Consider the following 23,606-nt stretch of genomic DNA (forward strand, 5'->3'; position numbering starts at 1 on the left):
CCGCCAGTGGCGGGTCAGCAGCGTATTGAGTTGCCGGGCAATATCACGGATGCATTGTCGCAACAGCAAGGGCCTGTGAGTGAGTTCTCTCAAGGGGCGACAGGAAACTCGACGTTGCCGACTGCGCCTGCGACGGTGGCGGCAACGGGAAAAACGCCTGCGACTTCATCAGCGAAAAATACGCATAATACGACGCCTGCTCATGCGGGTAACAACGCGAAGCCTGCTGCGAATAGCACGCAGAAAACGCCAGTCGTCGGCAACAAGCCTGCGACTAACACCAAGGTTGCTCCTGCGGCTGCCGGACAGAACGTTTCCGTACAGAATGCGCCAGCGAGTCACTTTACGCTGCAACTGAGCAGTGCTTCACGCGCCGACACGCTGAAAGCTTACGCGAAACAGAACAATCTCACCCATGCGTGGGTGTATGAAACCAAACGAGACGGAAAATCCTGGTATGTGTTAGTGACCGGGGTCTATGCTTCTTCTGCGGAGGCGAAACAGGCAATTGCTGGATTGCCCGCAGAAGTCCAAGCGAAAAAACCATGGGTTAAGCCGATCCGTCAGGTGAAGCAGGACTTGAATAAGTAACACCAATTTTAGCCCTGATGTGCTGTCTGACACAGAGTACAATCCGCGGCTCTGAAACGTATGAGTAACTAACGACGGCATGAAGAAGAACCGCGCTTTTTTAAAATGGGCTGGTGGTAAATATCCGCTGGTAGAAGAAATTCGTCGCTATTTACCCGCAGGAGACTGTCTTATCGAGCCATTTGTCGGCGCGGGTTCCGTGTTTCTGAATACGGAATACGAACGCTACATACTGGCTGATATTAATAGCGACCTGATTAACCTGTACAATATCGTCAAATCGAATGCCGATGAGTTTGTTCTCGATGCCCGTAAACTTTTTACGGAAGAGGTGAATACGTCTGAGGCGTTTTATCTGTTGCGTGACGAGTTTAACCTTTGCGGCGATGCCTATCGGCGGGCGCTGCTGTTTCTCTATTTGAATCGCCACTGTTATAACGGCCTGTGCCGCTACAACATGCGCGGTGAATTCAATGTACCTTTTGGGCGCTATAAGAAGCCCTATTTCCCTGAAGAAGAGATTCGCTGGTTCGCCTTTAAAGCGCAGAATGCCACCTTCGTCTGTGAACATTATCAGGACACGCTGGAAAAAGCAGAGAAGGGGGCGGTTATTTATTGCGATCCGCCTTATGCGCCGCTATCTGCTACCGCGAATTTTACGGCCTATCACACGAATAATTTCAGCCATGCTGACCAGCAAAGTTTGGCGCAATTGGCGCACCGTTTGTCCGTAGAAAGCCAGATCCCCGTGCTGATTTCCAATCATGACACCTTGCTGACTCGTGAATGGTATCAGGAAGCGGTGCTTTATGTGGTTAAAGCGCGCAGAACGATTAGCCGTAATATTTTAGGGCGTAGTAAAGTAAACGAGTTATTAGCCCTCTATCGGTGAATCCGTGTGGGGCAAACAGAGCGCGGTGAATCGGCTAATGTCGTCTGAGTGGCGTCATTAGCCGGGAGGAGGTTACCCGCAGGCATTCAAACTTGATCGTTTGGAGAAATGAATGAAACCGTTTTTAATCGCACCGTCCATTTTGTCGGCTGATTTTGCCCGTCTTGGTGAAGATACGGCTAACGTATTGGCTGCCGGGGCGGATGTGGTCCATTTTGATGTCATGGATAACCACTATGTGCCAAATTTGACGATTGGCCCGTTGGTACTGAAATCCCTGCGCGATTACGGTATTACCGCACCCATTGACGTTCATCTGATGGTGAAACCGGTCGATCGTATCATTCCCGATTTCGCCAATGCGGGGGCCAGTTTCATCACCTTCCATCCTGAAGCCACGGATCATCTCGATCGTTCACTGCAACTGATCAAAGATCATGGCTGCAAAGCGGGTCTGGTGTTTAACCCTGCGACGCCGCTAAGTTACCTCGATTACGTCATGGATAAGCTGGATATCATTTTGCTGATGTCGGTGAATCCTGGGTTTGGCGGCCAGTCTTTTATTCCCAGTACGCTGGATAAGCTGCGTCAGGTTCGCCGTTTGATCGACGACAGCGGTTACGACATTCGGCTGGAAGTTGATGGTGGCGTGAAAGTGGAGAATATCGGTGCGATTGCAGAAGCAGGTGCCGATATGTTTGTGGCGGGTTCGGCTATTTTTGGTCACCCAGATTACCGTACCGTCATTGATCAAATGCGTAATGAAATATCAAGGACGACACATGATTGACTTAAGCACAATTCGCGGCTTGGCTTTTGATTTGGACGGCACGTTGGTTCACAGTGTTCCGGGTCTGGCGGCGGCGATTGATCGGGCGTTGGTAGCGGAGTCATTACCTGCTGCGGGTGAAGCCAATGTCGCTACCTGGATTGGTAACGGTGCGGATGTCATGGTGGAACGTGCGCTGCGCTGGGCTGGCGTGGAGCCAACGGCCGCACGTTTGCAGGAAACCCGCGCACGGTTTGATCACTATTATGCGCAAACGGTAGATAGCGGGAGCACGCTGTTTCCACAGGTCAAAGAGACGCTGGCACAACTGGCACAGCAAGGGGTTCCGATGGCGGTGGTGACCAATAAACCCTCGCCGTTTGTTGCGCCGTTGCTGGCTGGATTAGGGATCGCTGACTATTTCTCGCTGATCATCGGTGGCGATGACGTCATTGTGAAAAAGCCTCACCCCGCGCCGCTCTATCTGGTGCTCGGTAAGCTGGGGCTGCGTGCCAGCGAACTGTTGTTCGTCGGCGATTCCCGCAATGATATTCAGGCGGCACGGGCGGCGGATTGTCGTAGTGTCGGTATGACGTATGGTTATAACTATGGTGAAGCGATCGCGCTGAGTCAGCCGGACGTTGTTCTGGATCGTTTTGCCGATATTTTGCCCCTGATCGGGCATTCTTCTTCACACAATCAGGAACCCTTAGTATGAGCAAGCCCATTGTATTTAGCGGTGCGCAGCCGTCTGGTGAATTGACCATTGGTAACTACATGGGGGCGTTACGTCAGTGGGTCAACATGCAGGACGACTACGATTGCATCTATTGCATCGTGGATTTGCATGCCATCACGGTACGTCAGGATCCGCAGGCGCTGAGAAAAGCGACGCTGGATACGCTGGCGCTTTATCTGGCCTGTGGCATCGATCCGAAAAAGAGCACCATTTTTGTTCAGTCCCATGTGCCTGAGCATAGTCAACTGAGCTGGATACTGAACTGCTATGCCTATTTCGGCGAACTGAGCCGCATGACGCAGTTCAAGGATAAATCCGCACGTTATGAAGAGAACATCAACGCGGGTCTGTTCGATTATCCGGTGCTGATGGCGGCGGATATCCTGCTGTATCAAACGAATCAGGTGCCGGTGGGCGAAGATCAGAAGCAACATCTGGAACTGAGCCGTGATATTGGTCAGCGCTTTAACAGCCTGTATGGCGACATTTTCAAAGTGCCTGAGCCGTTCATTCCTAAATCGGGCGCGCGCGTGATGTCACTGCTGGAGCCGACCAAGAAAATGTCCAAGTCTGACGATAACCGCAACAACGTTATCGGGCTGCTGGAAGATCCGAAAGCGGTGGTGAAAAAGATCAAGCGCGCGGTAACCGATTCCGACGAGCCGCCAGTCGTTCGCTACGACGTGGTGAATAAAGCCGGGGTATCGAATCTGCTGGATATTCTGTCTGGCGTGACGGGAAAATCGATTCCTGAGTTGGAGCAAGCGTTTGACGGCCAGATGTATGGTCACCTGAAAGGCGCAGTAGCGGATGCCGTATCCGGTATGTTGTCTGAACTGCAAGAACGCTATCACCGTTTCCGTAACGATGAGGCTTTCCTGCAACAGGTGATGCGTGAAGGGGCTGAAAAAGCCAGCGCCCGTGCGCAGGAAACGCTGAAGAAAGTTTACGACGCCGTTGGCTTTGTTTCTCGTCCGTAAGCCTTAATCGCGCCGCCCGTTACGGTCTTCATCATCGAAACAGTGATGTTGTGTAAGAGAAGATACGTTAAGAATGGCGAATTATTATGCTATTTGATAATGATGCGCACTGAAATCGGGCGTTCCCGCTATCCGGCAGGTGGATAGCGGGAATCTAAGGGAAATGGCAGAGATTTATGCTGTCTGGTCAGAGAACCAGTTCAATTTTTCCCGTAGGCCGACGACGTTGCCGATAATGATCAAACTCGGGCTGCTGGCCTGTTGCGCTAATTCACTCAGTTGGGAAAGCTGACCACTCAGGACACGCTGTTTGGTTGAGGTGCCGTTTTCGATAATGGCGACAGGCACGGTTTCCGGTAACTGCTGCTCGATGAGCTGATTTTGAATGTACTCGGCCTGCTGAAGCCCCATATAAAATACCAGCGTCTGCTTTTCTGCGGCGAGGCTGGACCAGTCCAGATCGGTATCGTGTTTAACGTGTCCGGTAATCAACCTGACGCCCTGTGAGTGATCGCGGTGGGTGAGCGGGATACCGCTGTAGGCGGAGCAACCTGACGCGGCGGTAATTCCGGGTACGACAGAGAAAGGCACGCCCGCCTGCTGCAAATGTTCTAGCTCTTCAGCGCCACGGCCAAAGATAAAGGGGTCACCGCCTTTGAGCCTGACAACACGATGGCCAGCCCGCGCTTTTTCTTCTAATAGCTGATTGATTTGATCCTGAGGAACGCTGTGATAACCCGATGTTTTGCCGACGAAGATACGCTCGGCGTCACGGCGTGACAGGTTGAGGATCTCTTTCGATACCAGCCGATCGTAAACGACGGTGTCGGCCTGCTGTAGATGCTGTAGACCTTTCAACGTCAGTAACCCTGCATCCCCCGGCCCTGCACCAACCAGCGTTACTTCACCCCGATCGTCCAGCGGAGCGGAGAACAGCAGTTCCGTCAGTTGTTGAACGCGCTGCGTGTCTTCACTTGCCAGCGCCTGCGCCAGCCGATCGTGTACGAAAAGTTTTTCCCAGAAGCGACGGCGTGCGCTCATCTTGCAGAAGCGCTGTTTTACCCGGCTGCGCAATTCGCCCGCGTAAGTTGCCAGCTTACCGAGGTTTTGCGGCAGAATACTTTCCAGCTTTTCCCGCAGTAACCGAGCCAAAACGGGTGCGGAACCGCCAGAGGATACCGCGACCATCAGCGGAGATCGGTCAATGATCGACGGCATAATGAAGCTGGCGCGTTCGGGGGAATCGACCACGTTACAGAAAATCCGGCGCGCGCTGGCACTGGCGTAAACATGATTGTTGACGACCTCATCGTCTGTGGCGGCAATCACCAGCCACACCTCGTCCAGCAGCGCGGGATCGAAGGTGCCATGTACCAGCGTTAGTTGAGCATCTTGCTCCCACGCCTGAAATTGATCGTTAAAATCGAGCGCATTGACGGTAATCACTGCGCCAGCGTCCAATAACAGTCGGGCTTTGCGCTCGGCGATTTCACCGCCTCCTACCAACAGACAAGGTTTATCGTGTAGCTGACAGAATATTGGCAGGTAATCCATGTAACGCCTCTTGAAAACTCAGATTGTGGAGTGTCCTGCGTGGTACACAGGACACAGCCCATGCGGGCTAGGGTAATGGTTGGCTATTATCAACCGCTACGTTACTGTCTGCGATAGATATTTGCACATTACCGTTGGTAACCTGAGTATCATAAGCGGCAACAGAATAGGCTTCATCCTCCAGACAGAAACCATCATAAAGGCGGAAATGCTGCTTTTTCAATGGACTTGCGACCCAAAGCTCATCCTGATGTTCGGCCACTATCCCACGGCTTAATACGCTAGCCTGTGCAAACGGATCGATATTACTGATGGCGTAAACCTGTTCGTCGTTACGGGGGCGGAACACGGCGATCTGCTGCTGTGCAACCAGTGCGCAAACACCGGTGCCGGGCAGGATGTCGTCTAACTTACATACGGTCGTCCACTGGCTCATACGCTTTCCCCCTCTGGTTCAATCTGTTTCATCGGAATGCGTTCGGCAGGGCGCGCCGGACGGTGTTGCTGACGTTCCGCCACCATTTGCACGTTTGGATCACGTTCTGGGCTGTTAATGAAGTGGGCAAAGCGTTTCTGTGCTTCTGTGGATTCCAACGTCGCCTGCCATTCACAGATATAGCCCTCACGCAGCCGTGCGATATCGGCTTCAAGCTGATCGTTAATGCCCAGTTTGTCTTTCACAATCACATTGCGCAGATAGTTGATGCCGCCTTCAAGGTTATCCAGCCAAACGGACGTACGCTGGAGCTTATCGGCGGTGCGGATGTAGAACATCATGAAACGGTCCAGATAGCGGATTACCGTTTCGCGATCTAAGTCGGCTGCCAGCAGGTCGGCGTGGCGTGGTTTCATCCCGCCGTTACCACATACATAGAGGTTCCAACCCTTTTCGGTAGCGATAATCCCCACGTCTTTACCCTGTGCTTCCGCACATTCCCGCGTACAGCCGGAGACGCCGAATTTCATTTTATGCGGGGTACGGATGCCCTTGTAGCGGTTTTCCAGCTCGACGCCAAAGCCGACGCTGTCGCCGACGCCAAAGCGACACCAGGTGCTGCCGACGCAGGTTTTTGCCATACGCAGCGCCTTGGCGTAAGCATGACCCGTTTCAAACCCGGCTTCGATGAGCTGCGCCCACACATCAGGCAGGTCGTCTTTCTGTACGCCAAAGAGCGCCATGCGCTGAGAACCAGTCATTTTGGTATACAGGTTATATTGCTTCGCGATGCGGCCAATGGCGATCAAGCCATCCGGGGTGATTTCCCCGCCAGCGGAGCGCGGGATTACGGAGTAAGTGCCATCTTTTTGAATATTGCCGAGGAAATTATCGTTGGAATCTTGCAACGGCGTGTGTTGCGGTTTGAGTACATATTCATTCCAGCAGGACGCCAGCAGGGATGCGACGGTGGGTTTACAGATTTCACAGCCGTAGCCTGAGCCGTGTTTCTCCAGCAGTTGATCGAACGTTTTGATCTTCTCGATTTGAATCAGGTGGTACAACTCCTGACGCGAATAGGCAAAGTGTTCGCACAGGTGATGGTTGACTTCAATCCCCTGCTTGCTGAGTTCCGCATTTAACACCTGCGTGAGCAGCGGAATACAACCGCCGCAGCCGGTGCCGGCCTTGGTGGTTTCCTTTAGCGCCGCAACGGTATGACAGCCGCCGTTAATCGCCTTGATAATGTCGCCTTTGGAGACATCAAAACAGGAGCAGATTTGCGCACTTTCCGGCAGCGCATCAACACCCAACGTTGGCTTCGCACTGCCAGCCGTCGCAGGAAGAATCAAGGCTTCAGGGGAGTCCGGCAGGGGGATTTTGTTCAGCATGAATTGCAGCAGGTTGCCGTAATCCCGCGTGTCGCCGACCAGCACGGCACCGAGCAGCGTTTTATTATCGGCGCTGACGATCAGACGTTTGTAGGTTTCTTTGTTTTCATCCAGCCACATGTAGCTGCGAGAACCCGGCGTACGGCCGTGTGCGTCGCCAATCCCGCCGACATCCACGCCCATTAACTTGAGCTTGGCGCTCATGTCGGCGCCCTGAAAGCGGTTTTCATGCCCTAACAGGTGGTCGACGGCAACCTGCGCCATTTTGTAGCCAGGCGCGACCAGACCAAACGGCCTGCCCTGCCAGGCGGCACATTCGCCGATGGCGTAGATATCCGGATCGGAGGTTTGGCACCAGTCGTTAATCGAGATACCACCGCGCGGGCCGATCTCCAGCGCACACTGGCGTGCCAGCTTGTCCTGTGCGCGAATACCAGTAGAGAACACGATAAAGTCGACTTCCAGCGTGCTGCCGTCGGCAAACACCATCGTCTTGCGATTTTCTAAACCGGAATGCTGAATAGCCTGCGTGTTCTTACTGGTATGCACGCGCACACCCATGTTTTCAATCTTGCGCTGTAGCAGGGTGCCGCCCTGCGCATCCAACTGTTCCGCCATCAGCACCGGGGCGAACTCAATGACGTGCGTTTCTACGCCAAGCTGCTTTAACGCACCCGCCGCTTCCAGCCCTAACAGCCCGCCGCCGATGACCGCGCCACGCTTGCTGCGGCGGGCGCAATTTTCGATAGCATTCAGATCTTCAATGGTGCGGTAGACAAAACAGTCTTGCCCGTTTGAGCCTTTGATTGCAGGGATCCAAGGGTAGGATCCGGTTGCCATGATGAGCTTGTCGTAATACACGGTACGACCGGAATTGGAGTGGATGGCTTTTTCGCTGCGGTTGATGGTGATAGCGCGTTCACCTAGCAGCACGTTAACGCCATTTTTTTCGTAATAGCCTTCGCGTACTAAGGAAAGCTCTTCTACGGTGTGGTGAGCGAAGTAGGAAGAAAGATGTACACGGTCATAGGCGACACGGGGTTCTTCACAAAAAACGGTAATCTCGTAGGTGGATGTCGGGGCCTTATCCAGCAACTCTTCGATAAAACGGTGGCCAACCATCCCGTTACCGATAATAGCGAGTCTGACTTTGCTCATTTTTGCCTCAAAATTGCTTCTTCTGAGGTTACCTTAGCGTTCCACCGAGGGCGCTTATTGATGTACATCAAAGAGTTCTTTGCATACTACTTTATAGGTATGTTGATGATTTTACTTATTTTTTATTAAGTCATGGTTTTTATTGGGGTTTTAGTCTCTGGCAAAAATGAGACCTATAGCACGCTTTTGGTTAGATTGCTGGTACTGCTGTGATCATACCTCTGCGCTGGCCTATTAGAGACGGCGTGAATATCCGGTATCAGTATTCCTGATACCGGAATAAAAACTCACGAATAGTTATTCCGCATCCCTTATGAAAATATAAATACACAATGTCTACGATGTATTTCTGAATATAAAATGAAGGTGGCTGACATGAATGTTTATCTGAAAGGGTTGCTTTGTTGTTTGATGGCGACCGTGTCATGGGGAGCCATGTTTCCCATTATGACGCAGGCCCTGCTTCAGATCGATCCGTTTAATTTTACGACGCTCCGTTATGGTATTGCGGGCATTGCCTTCGCGCTGTTGCTGTTGTTCTGGGAAGGCCCCGCCGCTTTCCGACTTAAGGGAGAACGGTGGGGGCTGGCCTGGTTGTTCGGAACCTTAGGGTTTGCTGGATTCGGTTTCCTGGTGTTTCTCGGTCAGCATCTTGCAGGCCCTGGCGGTGCGCTTACCGCGTCCATCATGATGGCAACCATGCCGATGCTGGGGCTTCTTACCCTCTGGGCATTGAAAAAGGTTCGCCCGAAAGCCAGCACTTTTGTATTTATCCTATTATCTTTCAGTGGAGTCGTACTCGTTATCACCGATGGTGATGTCGCTGCGGTTCTTCACTCTCCGGTTAGTTTGACTGCCAACTTATTATTGATTGCAGGCGCACTTTGCTGGGTGCTGTACACCATTGGCGTAAGCTATTTCCCTGACTGGAGTCCGGTGCGTTATACCACGTTGACCACGTTGCTGGGTATGGTAAGCGTGGTCGCTACGGATTTACTGCTGATGGTCACGGGCACCATTACCGTACCGGGTATTACCGCGATCACATCGGTGATCCCACATCTGCTTTATATGGCGTTGGTTGCGGGGCTGATGGCGGTACTGTGCTGGAACATCGGTAACCGTATCATTACACCTAATAATGGCGTGCTATTTATGGACATTGTGCCTGTGACTGCGTTTGTTGTTTCGGCACTGAATGGCGTAGTACCGACACACGTACAGATCGTTGGTGCTACGATTACTGCGGCGGCGTTAGTGCTAAATAATCTCTGCCAGCGTAAACTTTCCCTACAGACCGCTGCGCTAAAAATCTCAGCAGCCCGTCGGTAAAGGACATCTCCAGCTCTACCCTGATGGGTAGAGCTTAAACAGGTATCTGCCAGATATCCCTCACCGTATTGATTAGCGCTGCGACAACGGGCGATGTTTCTTTCTCACGATCCCACATAAAGCAGAGCTGGCTTACTGTTTTATCTCCAGGCCAAATATACAGTTCTTCGTTATCCTGAAGGATCAAGGCAATATCCTCGCGCATCAGTGTGATCCCTGCTTCCATACCAACCAGTTCCGCGAGTGTTTTTTCCTGATCGGCGACGATGGCTGGCAGTGCACTCACTCCATTTCTCCCCAGAAAATCTTTCGCAATCGTGTTGAAAGAACATTTTTCTGGCGTGGCAATCCAGGGTAATTCTTGGATCTGTCGCCATCCAGCCGTCTTAAGCTGAGTTTTCCAAGCCCAGGGGCCGACGAGGCACAGGGTGATTGGTGAGATGGCGATCATACCCAGTCGAGCTTCATTCACTTCTCCGATAACGAAGCCGGCATCTAGTTCACCTGCGAGCAGGGCGTCAACGATATGGCCGGAAATGTCCTGCCTAAGTGTCAGACTGATGTTTTGGTGTTGCTGACGCAACTGAGAAAGTACCCGTGGGAGGTTGAGGATCAAGGGCACGGATATAGTACCAAGCGCACAAGTTCCAGATGTGTGCAGCGAGCGAGCTTTACTCACGAATTTGCTGGCGGCATCAAGCGCAAGCTGGGCTTCATCCCGCATGATTATACCGGACGCAGTCAGCTCCATACCTCGTGGGGTACGTCTGAAAAGCCTGACATTAAATTCCGTCTCGAGCGACTTGATATGAGCGCTCACGGCTGGCTGACTCAGAAACAGAAGACTGGCTGCTCGAGTCAGACTCGCTGTTTCCGCCACGGTCACAAAGGTTCTGAGCTGGTTTAGATCCATTAAATTTCCTGCTTAATCCGGTTAAGAAGCTATATGACCCGTTTTACCACGCGTGCCTTACATTAATATTTATTTTTTTACATATCTATACGCTCAGTGTGAATCCGTCATGTCATCGATGAATCACAACACACTTCACCATCAGTGCCCTCTGTCGCTCAAAAATAAAACGAAAAATTATCCATTCATTTAATAAGGCTATGAAATCTTCTGGTGATAATGCTCACAGCCTTATGGGCATTTGCACAGTTATCCACGGCATAATTTCTTCATATGAAAGAAATTGCCTAATGACTAACGGCGTAACAACCTTAATAATTGAAAATAAAACACCATTTTTTTTTAATTAGCACGTTATTTCCTTTCTGTGACATTGATCGACTTATCAGGTCGTACCAGAAGAATAGTGGTGCTTTTTATCTATCCATCCCAACACGTTAGCGAAGTTTATTCTTTAATGATTAATGTGGCTGACATTCGTCATCGTGTACATGAGTTGTGTTAAACATCAAGGCAGGTAACAACGTGAAAATAGAGTCAATTGATGTCACCGTTTTTACTTATCCCACGCGTCGGGTTTCCGACAGTGCGGGTCATTCACATCCGGGAGCCGAGAATCAGGCCAAGATGGCGCTATTAACCATCACGGCGGATGACGGTCAAAAAGGTTACGCTTTCGCTCCGCCGGAAGTGATTCGTCCTCATATCGTTAATGCTTTCTTCCGTAAGGTACTGATTGGTCAGAACCCGTTCGATCGTGAGCGCCTATGGCAAGATTTGGTGCACTGGCAGCGTGGTAGCGCTAACCAATTGACCGATCGCGCGTTGTCGATTGTGGAATCCGCATTGTGGGATCTGCAAGGTCGCGTGTTGAACATGCCCGTGCATAAACTGCTTGGCGGCTATCGTGAAAAGGTTCCCGCCTACGGCAGTACCATGTGTGGCGATGAGCTGGAAGGCGGTTTATCGACGCCAGAGGAATATGGCCAGTTTGCTGAAAAGCTGGTGCAGCGCGGTTATAAGGCGATCAAGCTGCATACCTGGATGCCGCCAGTCTCGTTCGCGCCTAGCCCAAAAATGGATGTGAAAGCCTGTGCGGCGGTGCGTGAAGCCGTTGGCCCGGATATCTGCCTGATGCTGGATGGCTACCACTGGTACAGCCGCAGCGATGCACTGTACATCGGCCGTGAATTGCAAAAGCTTGATTTCACCTGGTTTGAAGAACCGATGGAAGAGCAGAGCATGGCATCTTATAGCTGGCTGACCAAGAGCCTGGATATCGATGTTATCGGGCCGGAAAGCCTGTCAGGTAAATACTTCAGCCGTGCTGATTGGGTTAAAGAAGGCGCCTGTGACATTTTACGTGCGGGTGTGCAAGGTGTAGGTGGCCTCTGGCCGTGTATGAAAGTCGCGAGCCTGGCGGAATCTTTCGGAATGGACTGTGAAGTTCACGGCAACGGCGCACCAAACCTCAACGTTGTGGGGGCGATCAAAAACTGCCGCTGGTATGAGCGCGGTCTGCTGCACCCTTTCCTCGATTACGACGAACCCGCTGCGTATCTGAACGCGATTGTCGATCCGATGGATGACGACGGTTTTGTGCATCTGCCGCAACGTCCGGGACTGGGCGAAGATATCAATTTTGACTGGATTGAGGAGCACACCCTAAGTAAAGAATAGCGTTTTGTTGTATATGAAGCGTTTTTTGTTCGATCTGAAAGATAGCCTTACCTAAAAAATAAAAAGTTGTCGTCTTCCATGCTCCCACACCTGGAGAATAATGATGAAAGCACGAGCAATACTCCGTACCCTGCTGTTAGGTTCACTCTGTATGGCCGCCACGCCGGCCATTCTATCGGCAAAAACCCCTGACGATCAGTTGATTGTTGGGATGAACATGAACAACATGCTCTCACTCGATCCGGCTGCCATGACCGGTAACGAAGTGGTGGGCATTATCGTTAACCTCTATGACTCGCTGGTGGTGCTGGATCCCGCCAATCTGAGTAACGTCCTGCCTTCTCTGGCGAAAAGCTGGAGCGTGAGTGATGACGGTAAGATCATCACGTTTAATCTGGTGGATAACGCCAAATTCCACTCCGGCAACCCCGTGACGGCGCAAGACTTTGCCTGGTCGATGAAACGTCTGCTTAGCCTCAACATGGCACAGGCCACGACGTGGAAATCCTACGGCTTCACTGCGGAAAACGTGGAGAAAATGATCCGCGCCAAAGATGCTCACACCGTTGAAATCGAACTGCCGAAGCCAAACGACCCCAAACTGGTGATCTATTCGCTGGCGACGTTGGGGAGCGGTTCGGTGCTGGATAGCAAAACCGTCATGCAGCACGATAAAAATGGTGACTGGGGTAACGGCTGGCTGACCACTAATGAAGCCGGTTCGGGTCCGTTTAAGCTGGACGTGTGGCAGGCGAAAGACGTGCTGCGCATTAGCAAAGTGGAGAACAACTGGCAGGGCGACGCAAAAATGCGGCGCGTGATTTTCCGTCATATGACCGAATCACAGGCGCTGCGTCTGATGATTGAAAAAGGCGATATTGACGTGGCCTCTGGCATGTCGGTGCCGGATATCAACGCGTTGAAACAAGATAAAGACGTTGTGGTTGATGAGGTGAAAAAAGGCACGCTGTACTACGTGGCAATGAGTCTGAAAAATGAATACTTCGCGAAACCGAAAGTGCGTGAAGCCGTGCGTTACCTGATTGATTACGATGGCGTCAATAAGACGGTGATGCCCGGCTACGGTTTCTATCATCAGCGTCCCATCCAGAAAGGGATGGATGTGACGTTGCCGGATCCTGGCTACAAACTGGATGTACCGCGCGCCAAGGCATTGTTGGCCGAAGCGGGTTACCCCAATGGATTTGAAACCACGCTGCGCGTCCTGTCCGATCAGCCGTTCCTGAATCTGGCGACGTCGGTACAGTCCACGCTGGCACAGGCCGGTATCAAAGCCAAAATCATCTCCGGCACCGGTAATCAGGTTTACGGTGCGATGCGCGATCGTAACTTCGATATGCTGGTGGGCCGCGGCGGCGGCGGCGTTGACCCGCATCCTCACTCCAGCCTGCGTTCTGTGGTCTATAACCCGGATAACAGCGATGCAGCCAAACTGACCAACTTCCAGGGCTGGCGCACCTCTTTCTATGACAAGCCGCTGAACGACATGATCGATCAGGCGCTGTTGGAGAAAGATCCTCAGAAACAAAAGCAGATGTATATCGATGTACAGAATCGCTATGAAGAACTGTTCCCGGCCATTATTCCGGTATCGCAGATGATCGATTCTGTGGTGTTGCGTAAGGACGTGAAAGGCTATGTGCCGCATCCGTCTTCTACGACGCATCTGCGCGAGGTGTATAAACAGCGCTAGTTTCCACACGTTCAACCGGATGAGTAGCCGATACGTTCTCGGCTACCCATCCCGATCAGATACGTTAAAAGAGATAACCGCGTGAGTGGTGAGTTGCTGTCGCCGCTAAGCGGAATATCAGGAGAAAGAACATGGTTTTCTCTGATTGGATCAAGCCGGGTGGGGTACTGCGTCGTTTGGCAAAACGTCTGTTTCAGGTGGTCGTCACGCTGTTCGGATTATTAATCCTGACCTTCGTGATCGGCCGCGTGATGCCCATCGATCCCGTTCTGGCGATTGTCGGACAGGATGCCGACCAAAGTACCTATCAACAGGTTTACCAACAACTGGGGTTGGATAAGCCGCTGTATGTGCAGTTCTTTATTTACTTCAACTCGCTGATACATGGGGATCTGGGCAATGCGCTCCTGACCGGACGACCAGTGATGGATGACATTATCCGTGTTTTCCCCGCGACCGTTGAACTGGCGACGATGGCGATTATTGTCGGTGCCGGTCTGGGCGTGCCGCTAGGCGTGCTGGCTGCGGCACGACGCGGCAAGTGGGCGGATTATGTGGTGCGTTTTATCAGCCTTGCCGGTTACTCCACGCCGATATTCTGGGTCGGGATGATGGGACTGCTGGTGTTTTATGCCTGGTTGAACTGGGTCGGTGGTGCCGGACGGGTGGATATGGCCTACGACGGGTTGGTGGAGAACCGTACCGGTCTGCTACTGCTGGATGCATTGCTGGCGGGCGAATGGGAGGTGTTTCGCAGCGCACTGAACCATCTGGTGTTGCCAGCCACGATTCTGGGTTTCCATTCACTGGCTTATATCAGCCGTATGACGCGCAGCTTCATGCTGGCGCAGCTTTCACAGGAATACATTATTACCGCGCGCGTGAAAGGGCTGTCTGAATTCCGCGTTGTCTGGGCGCACGCGTTTCGCAATATTCTGGTTCAGCTTCTGACGGTGGTGGCGCTGGCGTATGGCTCGCTGCTGGAAGGCGCGGTGCTGATCGAAACGGTCTTCTCATGGCCGGGCTTTGGTTCCTATCTGACAGGCAGTTTGCTGCTGGGAGATATGAACGCGGTGATGGGATGTGTGCTGCTGGTCGGGTTGATCTTCGTGACGCTTAACCTGCTGTCGGACATGTTGTATCAAATCTTTGATCCGAGGACGAACGCATGAATATTTCCTCTGAGCCGTCAGTCCGTCGTGAGTCGCTAGTACGGACATCGCCGGAAAAACGCACGAGCCGTCTGCGGTTACGCGGGGCGCGAATCGGCGGGTTTTTATTGACGATGTTGCGCAATCCGCTCACCGCGATTGGTTCTGCGATTGTGCTGATGTTGATGCTAGTTGCCATCTTTGCGCCGTGGATCGCGACACATGATCCGCTGGCACAAGATTTAGCCAACGCGTTACAGGCGCCAAGTGCGGCGCACTATTTTGGCACCGATGAGTTTGGGCGCGATGTATTTAGCCGCCTGGTCTATGGCTCGCGTATTACGCTGTATATCGTGGCGTTGGTGTCCGTCACCGTCGGGCCTATCGGGCTGGCGCTGGGCGTGATAGCGGGGTATTACGGCGGTATCGTCGATACCATCCTGATGCGTATCACCGATATCTTCATCTCTTTCCCCAGTCTGGTGTTGGCACTGGCGTTCGTGGCGGCACTTGGCCCCGGTCTGGAGCATGTGGTGATCGCCATTACCTTGACGGCCTGGCCGCCGATTGCTCGTCTGGCAAGGGCGGAGACGCTGTCGCTGCGTCACGCAGACTTTGTTTCCGCCGTGAAGCTGCAAGGGGCATCGTCTATCCGCATCCTGCTGCATCACATTGTGCCGCTGTGTCTGCCATCGGTGATTATCCGTATCACCATGAATATGGCGGGCATCATTCTGACGGCCGCGGGTCTGGGTTTTCTGGGATTGGGGGCGCAGCCGCCCGATCCTGAATGGGGCGCGATGATCTCTGCGGGTCGTCGTTACATGATGGAGTGCTGGTGGTTAGTAACTATTCCGGGGCTGGCGATTTTGATTAACAGCCTGGCGTTCAACTTCCTTGGAGACGGCCTACGTGACATCCTCGATCCCAGAACTGAATAAGTCTTCTCAACGTGTAGCGGGAAGCTCGCCCCTGATGGAAGTGGAAAATCTGCGGGTAAGCTTTGTGAACCGCGGGGCCGTGACCGATGCCGTGCGCGGCGTGTCGTTCACGCTTGGCTGCGAAAAGCTGGCGATTGTCGGTGAATCCGGCTCCGGCAAATCGACGGTTGGCCGTGCGCTGTTGCAATTGCATCCGCACAGCGCGCGGATTACGGCGGATAAACTGCGTTTCGGCGATACCGATCTGCTGAAAGCGGATGAAGCGCGGATGCGTCAGATTCGCGGCAAGCGCATCTCCATGATTATGCAGGATCCAAAATATTCGTTGAATCCGGTGGTGTGCGTCGGCGACCAGATTGCCGAAGCCTATCTGGCGCACCATAAAGTGTCGCACCGTGAGGCGAAGGAAAAGGTCATGGCGATGCTGGACGTGGTACGTATTCGTCAGCCAGAGCGCGTATACCATCTGTATCCTCATGAAATCTCGGGCGGGCAGGGGCAGCGCATCATGATTGCGATGATGTTGATTACTGAACCTGAAATCGTGATTGCCGATGAGCCGACCTCGGCGCTGGATGTGTCCGTGCGCTTGCAGGTGCTGGCGATGCTGGACGATCTGGTGAGTGAGCGCGGTCTGGGGCTGATTTTCATCAGCCACGATATTAATCTGGTGCGCAGCTTTTGCGATCGGGTGCTGGTGATGTACGCCGGGCGCGTTGTGGAATCGATCGCCGCCGCCGATCTGGATAATGCCCAGCATCCGTATACGCGTGGATTGCTGAATTCGCTGCCGGATATTGACCATCGACGTCCACGCTTGCCGGTGATGAATCGCGATCCAGCCTGGATCAATGGATAAAGGGGATAATCATGGCAACGGAAACAATGAACCAGCGTACGCCGATGATCGAAGTGAATAACCTGAATCTCTCTTTTGGGCTGGGGAGTGCGAAGAATCAGGTGCTGTACGATGTGAACCTGACCGTCAACAATGGCGATATCTTTGGTTTGGTGGGGGAGTCCGGCTCCGGTAAAACCACGGTGCTGAAGTGTCTGGCCGGACTATTCAATCATTGGGAAGGTACGTTGCTGATCGACGGGCAGAAATTGGCACATCGGATCGATCAGGCGCGCTGCCGTCAGGTGCAGATGGTGTTTCAGGATCCGTATGGATCGCTGCATCCTCGTCATACGGTGGAATCGATTCTGGAGGAGCCGCTGTCGATCCACCGCTTTGATGATCGTGACGATCGTATCGATACCTTGCTGGAGAAGGTGGGATTGGGGACGTCATTCCGCCGCCGCTATCCGCATCAGCTTTCTGGGGGGCAGCGTCAGCGTGTGGCAATTGCCCGGGCGCTGATTCTTGAGCCGAGGGTGCTGCTGCTGGATGAGCCGACGTCGGCGCTGGATGTGTCGGTGCAGGCGGAAATTCTCAATCTGTTGATGGAGTTGCAGCAGCAAGAAAAACTAACTTATCTGATGGTGACACATGATTTGGGCGTCATTTCCCATCTGTGTCATAAAGTGGCGGTGATGCAATACGGCAAGATACTGGAAACGCTGGAAACCGACGACCTGACCAGTGATGTGCCGAAGGATGACTACACCTCAATGCTGGTGGACGCCAGCCGTCAGTACAGCCGCGATCTGGCGATACGTTCAGAGCGCATGGGGTAGGTCGATACGTTTTGCGATACTCATCATGAGGGCCGAGCAATCGGCTCTTTTTTATTTTTGATACAGGTTGTGGCTCACATTTAGTTACGAACAAACTTTTATTCGTAAAAAAAGGTAAATGGGTAGCGTTGAAGAGTGTGGATACTTACAATCATTACGCTTTCTGTAGTTAGCCTCTTCAAAAAGGAATCCTCATGTTCAAACGTACTCTGGTTGCTGCGGCGGCCCTTATTTCACTGACGGCATTTTCTCCTGCCTTTGCGGCTTCCGGCACAACGCATGTGCTGTTGACCACCTCCGCAGGCAATATCGAATTGTCTTTAGATAACCAAAAGGCGCCGATTTCGGTAAAAAATTTCGTCGAGTACGTTAACAACGGCTTTTACAACGGGACGACATTTCACCGTGTGATCCCCGGTTTTATGGTTCAGGGTGGCGGTTTTTCTGGCGAAATGAACCAAAAAGCGACGAATGCGCCGATCAAGAACGAAGCCGATAACGGCCTGCGCAACCAGCGTGGCACAATCGCCATGGCGCGTACGTCTGACAAAGACAGTGCGACCAGCCAGTTCTTTATCAACGTTGCCGACAACGCCTTCCTCGATCATGGTCAGCGTGATTTTGGCTATGCAGTGTTCGGTAAAGTGGTAAAGGGCATGGAGGTCGTTGATAAGATTTCTCAGGTACAAACCAAGAACGTCGGGCCTTACCAGAATGTGCCGACAACGCCAGTTGTGATTCAGTCAGCAAAAGTGCTGCCCTGATTGGTAAGAGAGAAAAGCGCTGAGAATATGAAAAGGCCACAGATGTGGCCTTTTGCGATCTTAACGCCCTGGCGGCTGCGTTATTCCAGCGCTTTTGCCATCTGCTGTAGCCAGGCATCCACGCCAGTGCTCGGCACGTTCAGTTGCCGGTAGGTTGCTGTTGCCACGGGATAGCCGCCAACCTCTTCCTGACTGTTCAGGAAGCTGCCTTTGCGCTGTTTGAAATTCTCCACGATACGCTTATCGACAGCATCACGATCTTTAGGGCGTGCGCCTGCGCTTTGCAATACCTGATTGGTGACCGCACTGGCAGGTGATGCCGTTAAACCTGTTGGCCAAATAGGGGACACCTTGAGTAAATTAATCCCACTGCCTGAGGTTTGCGGCGCGGCTTTGCCCTTGGCATCATAGGCGAGGTTATCCGACATCCAGACATCGCCAGAGCTGTTGCTGCCTACCAGCCCTAAACCTGCTTTGGTATTTGCGCCATAGTGCATCACGTTACCTGCCACGGAAACGCGTGGGCTGGCAGGCATGGTTTTCCCTTCCCACTCTCCTGCGACTCCCCCAACGCGAACGCCCCAAATGCCGGGGTTGTAGATCAGATTATTGACCATGACGCCCGTTGAGCCGGCCTTGAACCAGGCGTTGCGCTCATTATTGTGAGCATACAGGTTGCCCACAATCGCCACATCGGTCACGTTATCGTGAACCAGCGTGCCCATCGAGTGGATACCTTTGGTGTGGGCGGAGTCGTATAAGCCTTCTGCAACGATATTATTGGAGAGCGTGATGCGGTGCGCGGTGCCTTGTGGCCCGTCGTAGCGGGGGCCGGAAATAGACAGGTTTTCGTCTGTCCCCCACGCGAAACTGGAGTGGTCGATCACGACGTTGTAGGCATCTTTACCGTTGATGGAAACATCGCGTTCAAAGCCGCTTTTTTTACCCGTCCCGGCATCGCCGATGCGAAAACGAATATGCTGCATGAGCACATCATGCGTGCTAATCCCCATGCCGCCACGAATAATCGTGATGCCGGGAGAGGGAGCGGTCTGACCGGCGATAGTGACAAACGGCTCGCTTAATCTAAGGTCACTTTTATTCAGGTCGATAATGCCGCCAACCTCAAAAACGATAATACGTGGCCCTTTGGCGGCGAGCGCTTCCCTGAGTGAACCTGCGCCGGAAGACGCCAGCGTTGTGACGCGAATAATGCGTCCACCGCTGCCTGCGACGGTATCCGTTCCGAATCCTTTCAACTCTGGTGCTGCCGGTGTGGCGGCGCTAGCCATCGGTATACCGACACTGAATGCTGCGCCAACGCTGAACAGTGCGGCGAACAGAAGAGAATGTTTCATTTCATTTCCTTGAATAGTAACGATAAAAATGAGCGAGCCGTGATGGCTCGCTCAAGTGTAACCCGAACGATAAACCGACGGGGGTTAAGCTGGGTTGCTGGCGCCTGTTAGCACAGGGTAATGAGGATGGGAGCTGCAACTCGCTTATTTACCCTGCGCGCTTTACATCGTGATTAGTTACAACTTGCTGCGGTCAGCACGGCAAGGTTTTTGTTCACACCTGCGTAATTCGCCAGCTTATCTTTCACGCACTGTGCGGAAACGGGAGAGTAACTATAAGAAACGGATGGGAATGTGCCTGTACTCTTCCAGTCTTCCGCATTCACGTAGGGCTTGGAATCGACATCCCAGGTGATGTTGTATTTAGCGAAGTCGGCTGGACTCATGACGTTGTTATTACGCAGATCCCACGTACCGAAGTTGGAACCATCATAACGTGAAGTGACCGGATTTTTCGCATTCTCGAACCAGTTACGCTCAATCAGCGCAATCCCGTTCTGGCGCACGTTCAGGCCAGAACTGGTGATGCCGGTATACAGGTTATTGTAAGCGTGAACCTTGCCACCACGTTGCAGCGGCAGACGAGCATTAACGTCGTCGTAGATATTGTGATGATAAGTCAGGTCACGGCCTGTATCGCTGCTGCTGAAGCCGCTCAAACCCACTTTTTTGATGCCGTGAATGTAGTTGTACGATACCGTGACGTTGGTCGAGGCTTTCTTGATATCAATCGCTGATTCGAATGTGGTATCACCGTCTTTTGTACCTGCGCATTCAAAGTTTTTTGCGAAGATCTCGTTGTGGTCAATCCAGACGTTCGGCGTGTTATCGATACGGATCGCGTCGCCGTCTTGTGCCCCACCCGGCATGTAACCAAAACGCATATTACGGATGACGATATCGGATGATTTTGTCATCCAGATGCCGAAGTTAGCGGAAGAACCATTGGTTCCGATGAGGGTAATCCCTTTCGTGAACTCTTTGATTTCCACACCGCGTGCGTCTTTTTTCCACTGGCCGCAGATATCATTCTCTGCGGCTTTGATCAGCGCATCTTCATTACCGTCATAGGTGATGACGAGCGGATAAGCGCCCCCTTTGACTTTCTTACCGTTGGAATCCAGCTTTGCGGCTTCGATGATATCAATGATGTCTTGCATGGAATGTGCCGTTTTTTTCACAGTACCGGCAACGTCACCACCGTCAGTGGTGGCATAACCCCCCGTATTTGCTGCCATTGTCGGTTGAGCCGCGAGTAATAACAGCCCAGCGGCTGCAGAAGGCAGTAGGTATTTCATTAGGGTACTCTCCTTGGAATAGAATTTTTTGTTTGGGTTTTTATACCTGTCATAACGTCAAGTTACAGAGGCGTTGGGTGGCCAAATTTGCTCTCGATGAATTTGTCCTCCGCTGGCCGCATTACGATGCGCGTAGCTGAGCATCGCCCTAAAGGGCTAACGTTTCACGTTATTCAAAACGAGTTCGTTGTATTCTGAAACTTGAATTATTTAGGGTGTATATGATCCACATAAATAAAATTACATGATCTATCGTTTCAATAAAAATGAAATCAGGGTTTATTGAATCCCCAATTAAGTGTTACCATAAAAACAAAATAATTCAATGTTCAGATGATAAATATATTACATGAGTGTCATGTAAAACATTTAAGCATTAACAATGTATTGGTGTTTTATAAGGCTAACCATTTTTTGGTTTCTATGAGAAATTGAATTTTTTTAAATAAGTGTCTTAATAATTGTGACTTCCGTCAGGAAATAAGGAAACTTTAAGAATTGGCAGGATGATAAAAATAGTGATCCAGGATTGAGTGATTAATAAGTTCGTCTAACTTCACGTTAGATATGCGCTGGCTCGGTACGCTTGCGTGTACTCTGTCTCGTTGGGCGTGCTGTAAGCCGTTTTTACGAAAAAACCCAAGGCGGTTAACCTTGGGTTTGAAGGTAAGGATAAATTAAACGGCTTCGTTTTCGTCAGTGTAACGTTTTGCTTTATAAGCCGGGTGCATCAGATTCTGGATGGAGAAAATGTCGTCTAGCTGTTCTTCGGTGAGCAAGCCGCGCTCCAGCACGACTTCACGCACGCTCTTACCGGTTTCTGCACAGATTTTTCCAACGATATCGCCGTTGTGGTGGCCGATGAATGGGTTCAGGTAAGTCACAATACCGATAGAGTTGAAAACGTAAGCTTCGCACACGTCTTTGTTGGCAGTGATGCCGTTGACGCATTTCTCCAGCAAGTTGTAGCAAGCGCTGGACAGAATTTGGATGGATTCAAACATTGCCTGTCCGATAACGGGTTCCATCACGTTCAACTGCAACTGACCCGCTTCTGCTGCCATTGTGACGCAGGTGTCGTTACCGATGACTTTGAAGCACACCTGATTCACCACTTCTGGTACAACCGGGTTAACTTTGGCTGGCATGATGGATGAACCTGCCTGCAATTCTGGCAGGTTGATCTCGTTCAGGCCTGTACGCGGGCCGGAAGACAGCAGGCGCAGGTCATTACAGATCTTCGACAGTTTCACTGCCACGCGTTTCAGGGCGCTGTGCACCATCACGTAAGCACCGCAGTCTGAGGTGGCTTCGATCAGATCTTCCGCTGGTACGCAAGGCAGGCCGCTGACTTTTGCCAGATGCTGAACCGCCAGTTTCTGGTATTCATCCGGCGTGTTCAGACGTGTACCGATGGCGGTGGCGCCCAGATTCACTTCCAGCAGCAGTTCGGCGGTGCGCAGCAGGTTACGGTTTTCTTCTTTCAACAGCACATTGAACGCATGGAATTCCTGACCGAGCGTCATCGGCACGGCATCTTGCAACTGGGTACGACCCATTTTCAGGATGTTTTCAAACTCTTTGGCTTTGCGCTCAAATCCTTCACTCAATTGGGTAATTGCTTCGATTAGCTTCAGGATGGAAGTGTAGACCGCGAGACGGAAGCCGGTCGGGTAAGCATCGTTGGTGGACTGGCATTTGTTCAGGTGGTCGTTTGGATTCAGGTATTGATATTCCCCTTTCTGGTGACCCATCAACTCCAGACCGATATTCGCCAACACCTCGTTAGTGTTCATGTTGACTGACGTACCCGCGCCCCCCTGATAGACATCAATAGGGAATTGATCCAGACATTTGCCGTTATTCAGTACCTCATCACAGGCTTGAAGAATAGTATCGGCAATTTTACGTGGAATAGTTTGCAATTCTTTATTTGCCAGCGCTGCCGCTTTCTTTACCATGACCATGGCACGAACAAATTCTGGAATGTCGCTGATGGTACTATTGCTGATATAAAAATTTTCAATGGCACGTAATGTATGGATACCATAATAGGCATCGGCAGGGACTTCACGGGTGCCTAACAGGTCTTCTTCAATACGGATATTGTTTGACATGGGTTCTCTTCCTTTTCTTGTTCGACGTATGTGGCATGCTTTTAATATTAACGTTTGATTTGTAAGGTTTATTGTTTCCTGAGCTAGCATTGTTCAGGCAATAAAAACCCCGCACGATTTTGATAAAATCATGACTAAAAAAGTTCTC

At 51.8% G+C, this 23,606-nt stretch carries 20 protein-coding genes; 13 read left to right on the forward strand and 7 right to left on the reverse strand.

Going from position 1 to position 23,606, the window contains the following annotated elements:
* The 5 genes from OI69_RS18140 to trpS form a co-directional block, all read left to right on the forward strand.
* A partial coding sequence (locus OI69_RS18140) for an SPOR domain-containing protein (protein ID WP_039353841.1) occupies positions 1-591 on the forward strand: 591 nt, incomplete at its 5' end.
* 79 nt (positions 592-670) lie between these two features.
* Positions 671-1,483, forward strand: coding sequence for an adenine-specific DNA-methyltransferase (dam, locus tag OI69_RS18145; protein ID WP_039353844.1), 813 nt, complete (start codon positions 671-673; stop codon positions 1,481-1,483).
* Positions 1,484-1,595: 112 nt separating this feature from the next.
* Complete coding sequence (rpe, locus tag OI69_RS18150; RefSeq protein ID WP_039353848.1) at positions 1,596-2,273, forward strand: ribulose-phosphate 3-epimerase; 678 nt, start codon at positions 1,596-1,598, stop codon at positions 2,271-2,273.
* Positions 2,266-2,970, forward strand: coding sequence for a phosphoglycolate phosphatase (locus OI69_RS18155; protein WP_039353851.1), 705 nt, complete (start codon positions 2,266-2,268; stop codon positions 2,968-2,970). The genes rpe and OI69_RS18155 overlap by 8 nt, the downstream gene beginning before the upstream one ends.
* A complete protein-coding gene (gene trpS / locus OI69_RS18160; protein WP_039353853.1) occupies positions 2,967-3,971 on the forward strand; it encodes a tryptophan--tRNA ligase in 1,005 nt (334 codons plus the stop codon). Before OI69_RS18155 ends, trpS begins: the two co-directional genes overlap by 4 nt.
* Positions 3,972-4,145: 174 nt before the next feature.
* Here the strand turns inward: trpS and cysG are convergent, their stop codons facing one another.
* The 3 genes from cysG to nirB form a co-directional block, all read right to left on the reverse strand.
* Positions 4,146-5,525, reverse strand: a complete 1,380-nt coding sequence (gene cysG, locus OI69_RS18165) for a siroheme synthase CysG (protein WP_039353856.1) — start codon at positions 5,523-5,525, stop codon at positions 4,146-4,148.
* Positions 5,526-5,592: 67 nt separating this feature from the next.
* On the reverse strand, positions 5,593-5,961 hold the full coding sequence (gene nirD, locus OI69_RS18170) for a nitrite reductase small subunit NirD (RefSeq protein ID WP_039353859.1): 369 nt from the start codon (positions 5,959-5,961) through the stop codon (positions 5,593-5,595).
* A complete protein-coding gene (gene nirB, locus OI69_RS18175) occupies positions 5,958-8,510 on the reverse strand; it encodes a nitrite reductase large subunit NirB (protein WP_039353862.1) in 2,553 nt (850 codons plus the stop codon). The genes nirD and nirB overlap by 4 nt, the downstream gene beginning before the upstream one ends.
* A gap of 375 nt (positions 8,511-8,885) precedes the next feature.
* Between nirB and OI69_RS18180 the strand changes: the two genes are divergently transcribed.
* On the forward strand, positions 8,886-9,842 hold the full coding sequence (locus OI69_RS18180; protein ID WP_039353865.1) for a DMT family transporter: 957 nt from the start codon (positions 8,886-8,888) through the stop codon (positions 9,840-9,842).
* Between the two features lie 34 nt (positions 9,843-9,876).
* Here OI69_RS18180 and OI69_RS18185 read toward each other — a convergent pair whose 3' ends face one another.
* Positions 9,877-10,755 carry a LysR family transcriptional regulator gene (locus OI69_RS18185; protein WP_039353868.1) on the reverse strand — a complete coding sequence of 293 codons (879 nt, stop codon included), beginning with the start codon at positions 10,753-10,755 and terminating at the stop codon, positions 9,877-9,879.
* 525 nt (positions 10,756-11,280) lie between these two features.
* On the opposite strand from OI69_RS18185, the gene OI69_RS18190 reads away from it, so the two are divergent.
* The 7 genes from OI69_RS18190 (at position 11,281) to ppiA (ending at position 18,685) form a co-directional block, all read left to right on the forward strand.
* Complete coding sequence (locus OI69_RS18190) at positions 11,281-12,435, forward strand: mandelate racemase family protein (protein ID WP_039353870.1); 1,155 nt, start codon at positions 11,281-11,283, stop codon at positions 12,433-12,435.
* Between the two features lie 103 nt (positions 12,436-12,538).
* Positions 12,539-14,149 (forward strand): ABC transporter substrate-binding protein, encoded by a 1,611-nt coding sequence (locus OI69_RS18195; RefSeq protein ID WP_039353872.1) that lies wholly within the window; start codon positions 12,539-12,541, stop codon positions 14,147-14,149.
* 131 nt (positions 14,150-14,280) lie between these two features.
* The gene (locus OI69_RS18200; RefSeq protein ID WP_039353873.1) at positions 14,281-15,321 is read left to right on the forward strand and encodes an ABC transporter permease; all 1,041 of its coding nucleotides are present in this window, start codon (positions 14,281-14,283) and stop codon (positions 15,319-15,321) included.
* A 113-nt stretch (positions 15,322-15,434) separates the two neighbouring features.
* On the forward strand, positions 15,435-16,241 hold the full coding sequence (locus OI69_RS18205; RefSeq protein ID WP_235319733.1) for an ABC transporter permease: 807 nt from the start codon (positions 15,435-15,437) through the stop codon (positions 16,239-16,241).
* Complete coding sequence (locus OI69_RS18210) at positions 16,213-17,100, forward strand: ABC transporter ATP-binding protein (RefSeq protein WP_080752663.1); 888 nt, start codon at positions 16,213-16,215, stop codon at positions 17,098-17,100. Before OI69_RS18205 ends, OI69_RS18210 begins: the two co-directional genes overlap by 29 nt.
* 44 nt (positions 17,101-17,144) lie before the next feature.
* On the forward strand, positions 17,145-17,921 hold the full coding sequence (locus tag OI69_RS18215; RefSeq protein ID WP_039353930.1) for an ABC transporter ATP-binding protein: 777 nt from the start codon (positions 17,145-17,147) through the stop codon (positions 17,919-17,921).
* Positions 17,922-18,115: 194 nt separating this feature from the next.
* Positions 18,116-18,685 carry a peptidylprolyl isomerase A gene (gene ppiA / locus OI69_RS18220; RefSeq protein ID WP_039353878.1) on the forward strand — a complete coding sequence of 190 codons (570 nt, stop codon included), beginning with the start codon at positions 18,116-18,118 and terminating at the stop codon, positions 18,683-18,685.
* Positions 18,686-18,765: 80 nt separating this feature from the next.
* Here ppiA and pelZ read toward each other — a convergent pair whose 3' ends face one another.
* The 3 genes from pelZ to aspA all read right to left on the reverse strand — a co-directional run bounded on the left by pelZ (position 18,766) and on the right by aspA (position 23,458).
* Entirely contained in the window at positions 18,766-20,043 is a 1,278-nt protein-coding gene (pelZ, locus tag OI69_RS18225; RefSeq protein WP_039353881.1) for a pectate lyase PelZ, read from the reverse strand.
* Positions 20,044-20,216: 173 nt separating this feature from the next.
* Positions 20,217-21,341 (reverse strand): pectate lyase PelC, encoded by a 1,125-nt coding sequence (pelC, locus tag OI69_RS18230; protein ID WP_039353884.1) that lies wholly within the window; start codon positions 21,339-21,341, stop codon positions 20,217-20,219.
* A gap of 677 nt (positions 21,342-22,018) precedes the next feature.
* Complete coding sequence (gene aspA, locus OI69_RS18235) at positions 22,019-23,458, reverse strand: aspartate ammonia-lyase (protein WP_039353887.1); 1,440 nt, start codon at positions 23,456-23,458, stop codon at positions 22,019-22,021.
* Positions 23,459-23,606 lie beyond the last annotated feature (148 nt).

It is taken from the genome of Pectobacterium fontis, from assembly GCF_000803215.1.
In the GTDB taxonomy this organism is placed as follows: Bacteria; Pseudomonadota; Gammaproteobacteria; order Enterobacterales; family Enterobacteriaceae; genus Pectobacterium; species Pectobacterium fontis.

Coding starts and splice junctions, on each gene's coding strand:
- dam (WP_039353844.1), top strand. CDS start 671: ATGAAGAAGAACCGCGCTTTTTTAAAATGGGCTGGTGGTAAATATCCG.
- rpe (WP_039353848.1), top strand. CDS start 1,596: ATGAAACCGTTTTTAATCGCACCGTCCATTTTGTCGGCTGATTTTGCC.
- OI69_RS18155 (WP_039353851.1), top strand. CDS start 2,266: ATGATTGACTTAAGCACAATTCGCGGCTTGGCTTTTGATTTGGACGGC.
- trpS (WP_039353853.1), top strand. CDS start 2,967: ATGAGCAAGCCCATTGTATTTAGCGGTGCGCAGCCGTCTGGTGAATTG.
- cysG (WP_039353856.1), bottom strand. CDS start 5,525: ATGGATTACCTGCCAATATTCTGTCAGCTACACGATAAACCTTGTCTG.
- nirD (WP_039353859.1), bottom strand. CDS start 5,961: ATGAGCCAGTGGACGACCGTATGTAAGTTAGACGACATCCTGCCCGGC.
- nirB (WP_039353862.1), bottom strand. CDS start 8,510: ATGAGCAAAGTCAGACTCGCTATTATCGGTAACGGGATGGTTGGCCAC.
- OI69_RS18180 (WP_039353865.1), top strand. CDS start 8,886: ATGAATGTTTATCTGAAAGGGTTGCTTTGTTGTTTGATGGCGACCGTG.
- OI69_RS18185 (WP_039353868.1), bottom strand. CDS start 10,755: ATGGATCTAAACCAGCTCAGAACCTTTGTGACCGTGGCGGAAACAGCG.
- OI69_RS18195 (WP_039353872.1), top strand. CDS start 12,539: ATGAAAGCACGAGCAATACTCCGTACCCTGCTGTTAGGTTCACTCTGT.
- OI69_RS18200 (WP_039353873.1), top strand. CDS start 14,281: ATGGTTTTCTCTGATTGGATCAAGCCGGGTGGGGTACTGCGTCGTTTG.
- OI69_RS18205 (WP_235319733.1), top strand. CDS start 15,435: ATGTTGCGCAATCCGCTCACCGCGATTGGTTCTGCGATTGTGCTGATG.
- OI69_RS18215 (WP_039353930.1), top strand. CDS start 17,145: ATGATCGAAGTGAATAACCTGAATCTCTCTTTTGGGCTGGGGAGTGCG.
- ppiA (WP_039353878.1), top strand. CDS start 18,116: ATGTTCAAACGTACTCTGGTTGCTGCGGCGGCCCTTATTTCACTGACG.
- pelZ (WP_039353881.1), bottom strand. CDS start 20,043: ATGAAACATTCTCTTCTGTTCGCCGCACTGTTCAGCGTTGGCGCAGCA.
- pelC (WP_039353884.1), bottom strand. CDS start 21,341: ATGAAATACCTACTGCCTTCTGCAGCCGCTGGGCTGTTATTACTCGCG.
- aspA (WP_039353887.1), bottom strand. CDS start 23,458: ATGTCAAACAATATCCGTATTGAAGAAGACCTGTTAGGCACCCGTGAA.